Raw genomic sequence first — 12,293 nt, forward strand, 5'->3', positions numbered from 1 at the left:
GTCGGCGCGCCAGTAGATAGCCTTGTGCCCGCAAGCCCTCATCGTCGTTTTCGTCCTCGCGGGGGAATAAATCCGCAACCTTGCGTGTCTTATCCTCGAACCCGCCCGATTGCGCGGTTCTGCTTCGAAGACATCTTGAGGAAGGAACGCTTATGAGAACGCTTTCACTGACCGTCGCCATCTCGCTTGCCGCGGCCGTCGCCGCCTTTGCCGCTCCGCCGGTGAAAACGGTCGAGTCGGAGAAAGGACCCGTGCTCGCCGCTGAAAACGGAATGACGCTCTACACCTTCAAAAACGACAAGAAGGGCGTCTCGGCCTGCTATGATGCCTGCGCGACGAATTGGCCGCCATTCACGGTGGAAGGCGATGCCCCAGCCGAGGGCGCCTTCTCGATCGTCGAAAGGAAGGATGGCTCCAAGCAGTGGGCGAAGGATGGAATGCCGCTTTATTTCTGGGTGAAGGACAAGAAGATGGGCGATGCGACCGGCGACGGCGTGAAGGGCGTATGGGATGCCGCACGGCCGTGATGGTCTGAAGAATGGCGCGGGGGAGACGATCTCCTCCCCCGACCCCTTCGAGGATAAAATCCTGGCGCTGATGCCGGCGCTGCGGCGTTACTCGCGCAGCCTCGCCCGCTCGGATACGGATGGCGAGGACCTGCTGCAGGACTGCGTCGAAAAAGTGCTTGCCAGACGCATGCAATGGCGAGGCGTGAACCTGCGCGCCTGGGCATTCACCATCATGACAAACCTCTATCGCAACGGCCACCGCCACCGTGCGCGGCATCCGGAAGTCGAATTCGATCAGGCGCTGGATCTTCGCGCGGAGGAGAATAATGCGGATCCTCTGGAGAGGCAGCGCCTTGTGCACGCGCTCGAGCGACTCTCGGCCGATAACCGAGCCGTATTGATGCTCGTCGTCATAGAGGGTTATCGCTATCAGGACGTGGCCGATATGATGGAAATCCCGATCGGGACCGTGATGTCCCGCCTCTCGCGAGCCCGCCGCCAGCTCGCCGAAGCGATGAAGGACGATAATGTGATCGCCCTGCGGAGACCGAAATGACCGACGAATTCGAAACCGTCTCCGACGCCGAACTGCACGCCTTTGTGGATGACCTTTTGAGCCAATCGGAACGCGCGCGTGTCGAATCCTGGCTGGAGAAGCATCCGGAAAAAGCCGACGAGGTGCACCGATGGCAGGCCCAGGCAGCGGCATTGAAGCAGTATTTCGCCCCTTACGCCCGCAGTGACGAAAATGATCGTGCGCTGATATCGGCTCGCCGGACAGCCGAACGTACCGGTTCTCGCTCGTCGGCGTTCAGGCTGCGGCGCCTTGCCGCCGTGTTTCTGATTTTCGCCGCTGGCGCGGCCGCTGGCGTTTACGCGTCCGATCTTTTCGCCCCTGACTCCCGATTGGCCGCCGCAGCCTCCGAGGCACTCCCCCGGCAGGCGGAATCGGCATTCCTGATCTATACCAGCGAAGTCCGCCACCCCGTGGAGGTCGGCGCCGGTGAGCGGGATCACCTCGCCACATGGCTCGGCAAGCGGCTCGACTACGCCCTAAGAATCCCCGATCTGTCCCCGCTCGGCTTTTCGCTCGTCGGCGGGCGGCTCATTCCCGTCAATGGCAAGGCAGGCGCGATGCTGATGTATGAAGACGGGACCGGCGGGCGGCTGACGGTGCTTCTCGGCCGGAACACCGAGAACCGCGAAACGAGCTTCCGGATCGCCAGCCGTGGCGATGTCGAGACCTTTTACTGGATCGACGGCGAGATCGGTTATGCCGTCACGGGCGAAGTGCCGCGCGACCTGCTGCAGAAGGTTGCCGACGAATGCTATCGTCAGTTCGAGAACTCGGAGCGCTCCTGACGCGTTCAATAGTCCGGTTCAACGTAGAGGATCGCTATCGAGGACGATTGGTTTTCCGTGCGGCGTCGCTTCCGCAGCGCGCTTCCAGCTTTTGACCAGCGCCTCGAGTTCGGAGCTTGAGACGATGGAGAGTTCTGTCAACAGCCGGCTGAGCGCCGCAACCCAGCATTCGTAATAGTCGCTGCCGTCGGGCCTGCGGCCGGGCTTGTAAAGCTCCGTCGAGAGCGCTTCCGTCCATTCGCTCCATGAAAACACGCCCTGCTCGTGAAGCCGTACGGTCATGGCGAAGACGGCCGCCTGCCAGGGTTCGGCAAAGACGGGGTCGCCCTCCCGCGATTTCGGCAGTTCTGCCGAAGCAAGGAGCGGCGACCGGGCAAGACTCGCGTCATAGAGGTTCAAGGTAGCTCTCCCATGCATCGATGGAGATGGTATGCGTCGGGTCCGCGCCCTCGCCCCAGATCTCCCGGGCGCCGAAGACGACGGTATAGAGCCATTGCGGATTCTCGCCCCTGCCGTGAGCGTTGTCGTCCGGAAAGACGAAGCTGCCCTGTACGGCCTCCACCACGCCCCTCCGGGCACGGGCGTAACGCGGGAGGCGTGTGTGACTCTCCGGATTGAAGTTCTTCGTACGCACGCTCTCGCCGGCGGCAAAGCGCGGCGGCGCTTCCACCGGCCGGTCGCACGCAGCTCCCTTGGCGAGCACGCCGGCAACCATGTCCGCTGCGAGCACCCGTTTGGGCTCCCGCCACTTGTCGAGCATACGGCCGGCGTCGAGCTCGGCTTCTGTCAGGAAGCCGTGGCGCTTGAGCAGCGTTTCCAGGGCTCGTGTCCAGATTTCATAATAGCTCGCCGAGAGATAGGTCGCCGGGGGCAGGCTTTCACGCGCGTGCCGGCTTTCGTCCAGCGTCCAGGCGCCGAAAGCGCCACAGGAAAGCGTAATGCCAAGCGCACGCTTCTCCCATTCCGCGTGGAACGTGGGCTCGTTCCATTCCGGAGCGATCGGGCCCATGCCATGCTGACCGCCGAGATCATGCGGACCGTTCATCGAAAAGCCTCCGGTGAAAGGGCGAGCCCGGTGCCGATCATCGAATCGCGCGTGACGAGCTTTGCCAGGGCATCCTCGCCGAGATCGTCGGTGGCCGCCGGCCGCTCCGGCACCACCAGATAGCGCAGCTCTGCGGTCGAATCCCAGACGCGGATCTTCTTTTCAGCCGGCAGGTTAAGCCCGAATTCTGCAAGAACGCCCCGCGGATCGATAACGGCCCGCGATCGATAGGGCGGCGCCTTGTACCAGACCGGCGGCAGCCCCAGCACTGCCCAGGGATAGCAGGAGCAGAGCGTACAGACGATGAGGTTGTGCGTTTCGGACGTATTGAACACCGCACGCATGTGCTCGCCCTGGCGTCCGGTGAAGCCGAGGCTGGCGATCGCCGCGGTGGCGTCACGTCTCAGCCAATCGGCAAAATCCGGATCGCTCCAGGCCTTGGCGACGACGCGTGCACCGTTTCGCGGTCCCACCTTCGTCTCGTATGTGTCGACGATCGCGTCGATCGCCGCAGGATCGATCAGCCCTTTTTCCGTCAACACCGTCTCCAGCGCCTTGACCCGCGCCTCCATGTCGGTGAGATGATTGTCGTGATGATGGCCGTGTTCTTCGCCAGGGCCATGACGATGCTCGGACATTCCGTAATCCTTTCCGAAAATGCGTCTATTATTAATGCATTGGGCGATGAAGCAGAATCATTTTCTGAAGATGCCCATTGGCTTACCTGAGCATCGGCCACAGGCTGACGACGAGCAGTACGGCCATGGTGATGTTGAACCATTTCAGCCGCGCAGGCTCCGAGAGCCATTGCCGGAGCGTCGAGCCGAAGCCCGCCCATGTCGAAACACTCGGCACATTGACGAGCGCGAAGACCAGGCCGACGATAAGCACGCTCGTGAAATAACCGTCGCTGCTCGTATAAGTCGCCATTGCCGAAACCGCCATCACCCAGGCCTTTGGATTGACCCATTGGAAAGCTGCCGCCTGCAGGAAGGTCATGGGCACCGCATTCGCCTTTCCCTCGCCGAGCGAGCGCGACGCGCCGATCTTCCAGGCGATCCAGACGAGATAGGCGCCCCCGGCAAATTTCAACGCCGTATGGAGGACCGGCACGGAATGAAGCAGTGCGCCGAGGCCGAGCCCGACTGCGATGAGGAGAACGAAGAAGCCGCTGCCGATACCCAGCATATGAGGAATGGTACGCACGAAACCAAAGTTCACGCCCGAGGCAAACAGCATCATGTTGTTCGGCCCCGGCGTGATCGACGTCGTGAAGGCGAACAGGAACAGCGCCAGCAGCGTATCCGGTTGCATGGTCTCCTCCAGGCCGCTTCACCCCTACAGCGCCGTGCGTCTTATCGGACGCACAAAGGTCGCTGTAGCACTTTGATCTGCTGCATGTTGTCCTTTGATCGGATCCGATTGAAGGAAACATGCAGTGGGGTGCCGCGGAAAGATCATAATTCAGCGTAACTTCGAGGCGGGCAATCGCCAGGATTTGGGTCAAGCTAGCTGACCTAATTCTAACCGCCACCCGAATCTTGTCACGGTGACAAGCGGACACGGATTGTTTCCGGCAGCACGAAATGGAAAATGGCACAGAATATTTACGACAAACCCGAATTCTTCGCCGGCTACAGCCAACTGGGCCGGTCCCTGCATGGGCTGGACGGTGCCCCGGAATGGCCGGCGATCCGCGCGATGCTGCCGAAATTCGACGGCCTGCGCGTCGTCGATCTCGGCTGCGGCTTCGGCTGGTTCGCGCGATGGGCGCGGGAGAACGGAGCCTCTAGTGTTCTCGGTATTGATTTGTCCGAGAAGATGATCGCACGGGCGCGCAATGAGACGAGTGATCCGGCCATCGAATACCGGATTGCCAATCTTGAGGAGCTGGTTCTTCCCGAAGCGCGTTTCGACTTCGCCTATAGTTCGCTTGCCTTCCACTACATCGAAGACTTCGACCGCCTGCTGCGCACGATCCACGCCAGCCTGTTGCCCGGGTCCAATTTCGTCTTCACCATCGAGCATCCCATCTACATGGCTCCGACCAACCCAGGCTGGACGGTCGATTCGGAGGGGCGCCGTATCTGGCCGCTCGATCGCTACGCAGTCGAAGGAACACGGCTTACCGACTGGCTCGCCAGGGGCGTCGTCAAGTATCACCGAATGTTCGGCACGACGTTGAACAGTCTGCTTGCGGCCGGCTTCGTGATCCGCCGCGTTCAGGAGTGGAGCCCCACCGCCGAGGAGATCGCCCGAATTCCCGACCTGGCGGAAGAGGTCGACCGGCCGATGATGCTGCTCCTTGCCGCGCAGAGAGAGGCTTAGACGCCGGATCTGCGGACGGGAGCGCCTATTTCCGCTTCTGCGCTTTCCCCTTTTTGACGGGTTCGGCGACCGGATTTGCTGCTTCCTCGGCCTCTTTCTCAAGCCGCATCTGCTTTAGGCGAGCCGTTTTCTTCACGCGCGCAGCAGCCTCTTGCTCGATAATGGCGCGTGACGCAATTGTGGCCTGGTCCGCGCGATCCGCAGGGTTCTTCTTCTCGGCCTTGAAAATTCGGTTACCGACGTCCTTCATGCGAGATCCTTCCATCAAATTTCAGCCAATAAAAAAGGCCGGGACAGACCCGACCTTCCTCATCATCTCAACCCACCGTGCCAGTACATCCGTGGTCACGGATGGGGAGATAACAATTTCATAAGATGCCGTCTTACGGCACAAACGCGCGGCCCGTTCAGAGCGCGCGAAGGTTGTCCGCCGAGGTCTTGCCCGAGCGCCGATCCTGCGTCAGCTCGAAGCTTACCTTCTGCCCGTCTTTCAGCGTGGACAGGCCGGCGCGTTCAACCGCCGAAATATGGACGAACACGTCAGCGGCGCCGTCATCTGGCTGGATGAAACCGAAGCCCTTGGTGCTGTTGAACCACTTTACCGTTCCAGAAGCCACGTCGATGTCCTTTCAATAGCCATGGAAAACCGCCACCGCATAAAAACGGTGTATCAAAACCGATGTTGTCAGGATTTTCGTGACGGTGCGCCGCGGCGCAGAAACAAATATCGTCGATCAATATCGATACTGAGCTATGTAGGTCATCATTGTGTTTCTTACAAGGCACAATTTTATTTTCTTTCGAGAGGATACTGTCGGCACCATCAAGCCCGCCGACGGAGCGTCCCGGGCCGGCCATGTTTGCGATTGCCTTATGGACTTTCAGCCAGCGGGCTTTAAATCTCGGCACTGACGCAACCTGCAGGACCATTACCGATGCACGATCCGATCCCGACCATCACTTTTCCGGACGGCCGCAAGGTTCCCGTGCTCGGCCAAGGCACTTGGCGAATGGGCGAAAACCGTGCCGGAGCCGCCGACGAGGTCCGCAGCCTGCAAGCGGGGCTCGATCTCGGCATGACGCTGATCGACACGGCGGAGATGTATGGCGACGGCGCCGCCGAACGCATCGTCGGAGAAGCGATCAAGGGTCGGCGGGGGGACGCCTTCCTGGTCAGCAAGGTACTGCCCTCCAATGCCAGCCGGACGGGCACGCTTGCCGCCTGCGAACGCAGCCTGCGCAATATCGGGACCGATTGCCTCGATCTATACCTTCTGCATTGGCGTGGCGGCCATCCGCTCACCGAGACTGTGGCCGCCTTCGAAGAGCTGAAGCAGGCTGGTAAGATCCGCGCCTGGGGCGTCTCGAATTTTGACGTCGACGACATGGAGGAGCTTGCGGCCGTACCCGACGGCGGCAATGTCGCGGCCAACCAGGTGCTCTACAATCTCGCGCGCCGCGGCGTCGAATTCGACCTTCTGCCCTGGTGCCGCGGCCGCGGCGTTCCGATCATGGCCTATTCGCCGCTCGACGAGGGCCGCCTGCTCAATGATGCCGACCTTATCCACATCGCCAAGGCGCATCAGGCGACGCCCGCCCAGGTGGCGCTCGCATTTTTGAAGACGCGCTCCGGCGTCATATCGATTCCGAAGACCGGTTCCGCCGGACGCGCCCGCGAAAACCGCGACGCAATGGATATCCATCTGACGGCGGAAAATCTCGCCGAACTGGATCGTCATTTCCCGCCGCCAAAGAGGAAGACGCGGCTGGAAGTGATCTGAGAAGCGACCACAGCGGCGCAGGCTCGGTGGCCCGCCTTGCCGACTGCGCTCATCCACGTCCCTATCGCGGTTGAGAGAACCGCCTCACATCCCCTGCGGGCCGCGGTTCATTGCAGCGATACCGGTGCGGCAGACTTCGATCAGCCCCAGCGGTTTCATGATGGCGATGAACTGCTCGATCTTCGAAGGCTTGCCCGTGATCTCGAAGACGAAGTGATCGATATTGGCGTCGATGACCGATGCGCGGAATGCATCGGCAAGTCTCAGCGCCTCGACCCGATGTTCGCCCGAGCCATGGACCTTGACGAGCGCCAGTTCTCGCTCGATCGGTCGCTCGTGACCGAGGCCGGCAGCGCGCACCGTGAGATCGACCACCCGATGCACCGGAACGAGCCTTTCGAGCTGGTTCTTGATCTGCTCGAGCACGTGCGGCGTGCCGCGGGTCACGATCGTGATCCGCGAAAGATGCGCCTCGTGCTCCGTTTCGGAGACCGTCAGACTCTCGATATTGTAGCCGCGGCCGGAGAAGAGGCCGATGACACGGGCAAGCACGCCCGGCTCGTTATCGACCAGAACGGATAGCGTGTGCGTTTCCGCAAGCTCGGTTTCCTTGGCGATGAAGTAGGCCGAGCCCGTAGGCTGAAGATGTGCGTTCATGATCCTGTTCCTACCCTTGTCCTCAAACGAGCTGGCGGCCCTTGGCGTCGATGGCGTTGGCAACCGCCTCGTCCGTGGCCTCGTCGGGGAGCAGCATTTCGTTATGCGCCTTGCCCGAGGGGATCATCGGGAAGCAATTGGCGAGATTTGCGACTCGGCAATCGAAAATGACCGGAGCCGGAGTATCGATCATCTGCTTGATTGCTTCGTCGAGCTCTCCCGGCTTTTCGCAACGGATGCCAACGCCGCCATAGGCCTCGGCGAGCTTGACGAAGTCAGGCATCGCCTCGGTATAGGAATGCGACAGTCGGTTGCCGTGGAGCAGTTGCTGCCACTGCCGGACCATGCCCATATATTGATTGTTCAGGATGAAGATCTTGACCGGCAGGCCGTACTGAACCGCGCAGGACATTTCCTGGATGCACATCTGGATCGAGGCGTCGCCCGCGATATCGATGACGAGGCTATCCGGATGCGCAACCTGAACGCCCACGGCGGCCGGGAAGCCGTAGCCCATGGTGCCGAGGCCGCCCGACGTCATCCACCGGTTCGGCTCCTCGAATCCGAAGAACTGCGCCGCCCACATCTGGTGCTGTCCCACTTCGGTGGTGATGTAGGTGTCGCGGTCCTTGGTGAGCTCGTAAAGCCGCTGGATCGCATATTGCGGCATGATGACATCGGCACTCGGCGTATAGGCGAGCGAATTGCGCGCGCGCCACTTGGTGATCGATTTCCACCAATCCTCGAGCCGCGTCCGGTCGACGGTCTTGGCCGCAGCACGCCACAGGCGAACCATGTCCTCGAGGACTGCGGCGACGTCGCCGATGATCGGAACGTCGACACGGACGTTCTTGTTGATCGAGGACGGGTCGATATCGATGTGGATCTTCTTTGAATTCGGCGAGAAGGCATTGAGCCGGCCGGTGATACGGTCGTCAAAGCGCGCTCCTATGCAGATCATGACGTCACAATCGTGCATGGCGAGATTGGCTTCATAGGTTCCATGCATGCCGAGCATGCCAAGCCAGTTCTTGCCGGAGGCAGGATAGGCGCCGAGGCCCATCAGCGTCGACGTGATCGGAAAATCGGTGAGTTCGACCAGCTCGCGCAGGAAATGTGCGGCTTGCGGGCCGGAATTGATGACGCCGCCGCCCGAATAGATAACCGGCTGGCGCGCGGACTTCATGAGCGCAACCGCCTCCTCGATCTTCTTCAGGTCGCCCTGGGTTTTCGGCTGATAGCTCTTCTGCGTTGGAACGGCCGAAGGCGGCGTATAGGCACCGGTCGCAAACTGGATGTCCTTCGGAATGTCGACGACGACCGGTCCGGGGCGGCCCGACTGGGCGACGCGGAAAGCTTCGTGGATGACGCGGGCGAGTTCGTTGACGTCCCTGACCAGCCAGTTGTGCTTGGTGCAAGGCCGCGTAATTCCGACCGTGTCGCACTCCTGGAAGGCGTCAGAACCGATCAGCGATGTCGGTACCTGCCCCGAGATGCAGACGAGAGGGATGGAGTCCATCAGCGCGTCCTGCAGCGGGGTAACCGCATTGGTCGCCCCCGGGCCGGATGTCACCAGCATGACGCCGACCTTGCCGGTGGAGCGGGCATACCCTTCGGCCATGTGGCCGGCGCCCTGCTCGTGGCGGACGAGGATGTGCTGTATGTCCTCCTGCTGGAAAATCTCGTCGTAGATTGGAAGCACGGCGCCGCCGGGATAGCCGAAGATGTGTTCGACGCCATTGTCTTTCAAAGCCTGGAGAACGATCTCCGCGCCCGTCATCTGGTTCTCAGTTCCGCTCATTGGCCTGCTTCCGTCCCTCGTTCAGGTTTGGGTGAATAACGTGTTTGAAGGCATAAAAAAAGGCCCCGTCAGGAGCCTCGTTCAGCGCATGGGTGGCTACCGCCGGATGGTTACACCATCCTGCCCATGCGCCGTCCCACCACAAGAATAACCGCGAATTTGTTCATGGGGCGATTTGTTAGACGGAAATTCCCCACCCGTCAACGTCTTTGGTGCATCCTGCCCGCCACGACCTGCGCGCAACCAGTTATTAAACCGCAGCCGCTATCCTGGGACGCCGCATGGAAAGAGGCACCGATGTTCGGTGCACAGCCTGCTGCTGATGTGGCGTTTTTCGCCCGAGGTGCTGCTTTGCTCGAGAGTGGATATCAATTGGCGCCTCGCGCCGGCGAGATGGATCGCCGCGATGGCTTGAAGCCCGGTAATCGCTTTCTCGGCCGTGTCGTCGGCTGCAACGGTTCGCGCGCGACGATCGCAGCCGTTGCCGAAAACGGCGAGACATCGCTTACCGAGCTCTGGTCGGTCGGCAAACTGGTCTCGATTTCCGTCGGCTCCAACCGCGTCGTGGCCCTGGTCTACTCGATGCAGACCATTTCCGAGGGTTGGGGCGAAGAGGCCAGTAACACTTTCCGCATCGAAGTGGAATTGATGGGCGAGGTTCAGGTCGGTCCGGATGGACGGGAAGCGTTTTCCGCCGGCATCAGCCGCTACCCCTATCTCGGAGCTATTGCCCATCGGATCCGCGTCAGTGACCTCGCGCGCATCTACGATCCTGGTCAATCGGACAGCTGCGTCATCGGCAAGCTCACGCAGGACGAAAGTCTCGACGCCACCATCCATGTTCCCTCGATGCTCGCCAAACACTTCGCGATCGTCGGCACCACAGGCGTCGGCAAGTCGACGGCCGTAACGCTGCTCCTCAACAAGGCAATCGCCGCGGACCCGAAGCTGCGCGTGCTGATTCTTGACCCGCACAACGAGTTCGCTGCTGCTTTTCCGGACCAGGCCGTGGTCATCGACACGGATACGCTCGACCTGCCCTTCTGGTTCTTCCGGCTGGAGGAGCTAGCCGAGGTCATCTTCCGTGGACGCCCGCCGGTGCCGGACGAACTCGACATCCTGCGTGATGTCATCGCGGATGCGAAAAGGGCGTTCAAGGGCACCGAATCCGGCCTGATGCGGCGGCATACGGAAAGAAGCTCGATCACGGCAGACACCCCTGTCCCCTATCGCATCGCCGATCTCCTGGCGATGATCGATGAGCGCATCGGGCGGCTCGAGGGGCGCAACGACAAGCCGCATCTGCGCTCCCTTAAGAACAGGATCGTCTCCGCCGTCAACGATCCGCGATACCATTTCATGTTCTCGCAGAACACGATCACGGACACGATCGAAGACACGATTGCGAGAATCTTCCGCATCCCCGGCGACGACAGACCGATTGCCACCTTCGAGCTCGCCGGCATCCCCTCGGAGGTGGTCAATTCCCTTGCCTCCGTGCTCTGCCGAATGGCCTTCGAGATCGGCCTCTGGGGCAACGGCGCTATCCACATGCTGGTCGTTTGTGAAGAGGCGCACCGCTATGTGCCGGCCGATCCCACGCTCGGTTTCCTGCCTACGCGCCAGGCCATTGCACGCATCGCCAAGGAAGGACGAAAATACGGAGTCTCGCTCGGCATCATTACCCAGCGACCGGGCGAACTCGATCCGACGATCCTGTCGCAATGCTCGACGGTTTTCGCCATGCGGCTCGCCAATGATCGCGACCAGGAAATCATCCGTTCGGCGATCTCCAATTCGTCGATCTCGACCACCAGCTTCATTTCCTCTATCGGCAACGGCGAGGCGATCGCCTTCGGCGAAGCAGTCGCAGTACCGATGCGCATGCGTTTTGCGCGGGTCGAAGACGCCCGCCTTCCCCGCGCCCACGGGATAACCGACAAGGTCGACGACGACGCGCCGCCCCTTGCCGACCTCCGCTCGATCATCAGCCGAATGCGCGCCGTAAACGGACCTGACATATCGAGTTTCCAACAGAGCTACCTGGCCGCGCAGACGAAGCAGCCGCCTGTGCACGAGGAAAACGGCTTGCGGGGCAATCCGGAGATCGAACGCTTCGACCGGATTCGCGCGCAGATCCTTTCGGGCGATGCGGACAGGGCGTCCGATCGATCCGCAACGGCCGTAAAACAGCAGGCGGGTTTCGGCCCACCCTCCTCATTGCGCGAAGGATCGCTGCGCGACAGTCTCCTCAAGCGGCCACTCGGCAGTCTCATTCGCAAGTAAAGCAAATCGCGCGAGATTGCGCGGTGCTCTGCATTTGGATCCGGAAGCTCGTCTCGCGCGTTGAAGTCGATCCGACCCTAAATCTTCGTGATCTCATCCGGGGAGACGACATGGACGACAATGACGCTTGGAGAATCGAGCGGCGGCTCTGGCTCGAGGGCTCCGAACCCTATCGCGAAGTGCTGGACGAAGACTGCATCATGGCATTCCCCGCACCGGTCGGTCTCCTGCGCGGGCGGTCGGTCATAATCCAAAGCCTTCACGGAATTCCGCGGTGGGAGCAACTCGCGGTCAGCGAGAAAATCATGGGCCGGATCGGAGAAACCTTTATCGTGCTCGGCTATCTCGCGGAGGCGCGACGCGGCGAAGATCAGCCCTATGCGGCCTATTGCACGTCCACCTATCATGGCGCCGGAGCCGAATGGAAGCTCATCCAGCACCAGCAGACGCCGGTCGATCACGGCACCCGTTAGAGCCGCCGATACTTGCGCGCTCTTCGCCTCATGGAGGCCGGACGGGCGCCT

Annotated in this window: 15 protein-coding genes; 7 read left to right on the forward strand and 8 right to left on the reverse strand. The window is 61.3% G+C overall.

The genetic code is table 11. The features are described from left to right. Window positions 1–152: 152 nt before the first annotated feature. Genes FB009_RS20235 through FB009_RS20245 form a run of 3 tightly spaced genes read left to right on the forward strand, consistent with a single transcriptional unit; the run spans window position 153 to window position 1,871 of the window. Window positions 153–527, forward strand: a complete 375-nt coding sequence (locus FB009_RS20235; protein WP_011976129.1) for a COG4315 family predicted lipoprotein — start codon at window positions 153–155, stop codon at window positions 525–527. Beyond that, window positions 511–1,065 (forward strand): RNA polymerase sigma factor, encoded by a 555-nt coding sequence (locus FB009_RS20240; protein ID WP_011976130.1) that lies wholly within the window; start codon window positions 511–513, stop codon window positions 1,063–1,065. Before FB009_RS20235 ends, FB009_RS20240 begins: the two co-directional genes overlap by 17 nt. After that, window positions 1,062–1,871: an anti-sigma factor family protein gene (locus FB009_RS20245; RefSeq protein WP_011976131.1), complete on the forward strand. Its 810-nt coding sequence runs from the start codon at window positions 1,062–1,064 to the stop codon at window positions 1,869–1,871. The genes FB009_RS20240 and FB009_RS20245 overlap by 4 nt, the downstream gene beginning before the upstream one ends. An 18-nt stretch (window positions 1,872–1,889) precedes the next feature. Here FB009_RS20245 and FB009_RS20250 read toward each other — a convergent pair whose 3' ends face one another. The 4 genes from FB009_RS20250 to FB009_RS20265 all read right to left on the reverse strand — a co-directional run bounded on the left by FB009_RS20250 (window position 1,890) and on the right by FB009_RS20265 (window position 4,230). After that, window positions 1,890–2,270, reverse strand: a complete 381-nt coding sequence (locus FB009_RS20250; protein ID WP_018011918.1) for a nitrile hydratase accessory protein — start codon at window positions 2,268–2,270, stop codon at window positions 1,890–1,892. Further along, window positions 2,257–2,916 carry a nitrile hydratase subunit beta gene (nthB, locus tag FB009_RS20255; protein WP_011976132.1) on the reverse strand — a complete coding sequence of 220 codons (660 nt, stop codon included), beginning with the start codon at window positions 2,914–2,916 and terminating at the stop codon, window positions 2,257–2,259. The genes FB009_RS20250 and nthB overlap by 14 nt, the downstream gene beginning before the upstream one ends. Beyond that, complete coding sequence (nthA, locus tag FB009_RS20260) at window positions 2,913–3,554, reverse strand: nitrile hydratase subunit alpha (RefSeq protein ID WP_011976133.1); 642 nt, start codon at window positions 3,552–3,554, stop codon at window positions 2,913–2,915. The genes nthB and nthA overlap by 4 nt, the downstream gene beginning before the upstream one ends. An 82-nt stretch (window positions 3,555–3,636) precedes the next feature. Further along, window positions 3,637–4,230, reverse strand: coding sequence for a LysE family translocator (locus FB009_RS20265; protein WP_102045211.1), 594 nt, complete (start codon window positions 4,228–4,230; stop codon window positions 3,637–3,639). A gap of 279 nt (window positions 4,231–4,509) precedes the next feature. On the opposite strand from FB009_RS20265, the gene FB009_RS20270 reads away from it, so the two are divergent. Beyond that, on the forward strand, window positions 4,510–5,244 hold the full coding sequence (locus FB009_RS20270; protein WP_011976135.1) for a class I SAM-dependent methyltransferase: 735 nt from the start codon (window positions 4,510–4,512) through the stop codon (window positions 5,242–5,244). A 25-nt stretch (window positions 5,245–5,269) separates the two neighbouring features. On the opposite strand, the gene FB009_RS20275 is transcribed toward FB009_RS20270, so the two are convergent. Together FB009_RS20275 and FB009_RS20280 are read right to left on the reverse strand one after the other, a co-directional pair. Then, window positions 5,270–5,494 carry a hypothetical protein gene (locus FB009_RS20275; protein WP_011976136.1) on the reverse strand — a complete coding sequence of 75 codons (225 nt, stop codon included), beginning with the start codon at window positions 5,492–5,494 and terminating at the stop codon, window positions 5,270–5,272. Between the two features lie 157 nt (window positions 5,495–5,651). Next, window positions 5,652–5,861, reverse strand: a complete 210-nt coding sequence (locus FB009_RS20280; RefSeq protein WP_003533862.1) for a cold-shock protein — start codon at window positions 5,859–5,861, stop codon at window positions 5,652–5,654. A gap of 318 nt (window positions 5,862–6,179) precedes the next feature. Here FB009_RS20280 and FB009_RS20285 point away from each other — a divergent pair, with 318 nt between their 5' ends. Beyond that, window positions 6,180–7,025: an aldo/keto reductase gene (locus tag FB009_RS20285; protein ID WP_011976137.1), complete on the forward strand. Its 846-nt coding sequence runs from the start codon at window positions 6,180–6,182 to the stop codon at window positions 7,023–7,025. 84 nt (window positions 7,026–7,109) lie between these two features. Here the strand turns inward: FB009_RS20285 and ilvN are convergent, their stop codons facing one another. Together ilvN and FB009_RS20295 are read right to left on the reverse strand one after the other, a co-directional pair. Next, on the reverse strand, window positions 7,110–7,682 hold the full coding sequence (gene ilvN / locus FB009_RS20290) for an acetolactate synthase small subunit (RefSeq protein ID WP_003534906.1): 573 nt from the start codon (window positions 7,680–7,682) through the stop codon (window positions 7,110–7,112). A 22-nt stretch (window positions 7,683–7,704) separates the two neighbouring features. Further along, window positions 7,705–9,483, reverse strand: a complete 1,779-nt coding sequence (locus tag FB009_RS20295; protein WP_011976138.1) for an acetolactate synthase 3 large subunit — start codon at window positions 9,481–9,483, stop codon at window positions 7,705–7,707. 351 nt (window positions 9,484–9,834) lie between these two features. Between FB009_RS20295 and FB009_RS20300 the strand changes: the two genes are divergently transcribed. Together FB009_RS20300 and FB009_RS20305 are read left to right on the forward strand one after the other, a co-directional pair. Further along, a complete protein-coding gene (locus tag FB009_RS20300; RefSeq protein ID WP_024311492.1) occupies window positions 9,835–11,769 on the forward strand; it encodes an ATP-binding protein in 1,935 nt (644 codons plus the stop codon). A 110-nt stretch (window positions 11,770–11,879) separates the two neighbouring features. Then, window positions 11,880–12,242, forward strand: coding sequence for a hypothetical protein (locus FB009_RS20305; RefSeq protein ID WP_011976140.1), 363 nt, complete (start codon window positions 11,880–11,882; stop codon window positions 12,240–12,242). The last annotated feature ends 51 nt before the right edge of the window (window positions 12,243–12,293 follow it).

This window comes from Sinorhizobium medicae (assembly GCF_007827695.1).
In the GTDB taxonomy this organism is placed as follows: domain Bacteria; phylum Pseudomonadota; class Alphaproteobacteria; order Rhizobiales; family Rhizobiaceae; genus Sinorhizobium; species Sinorhizobium medicae.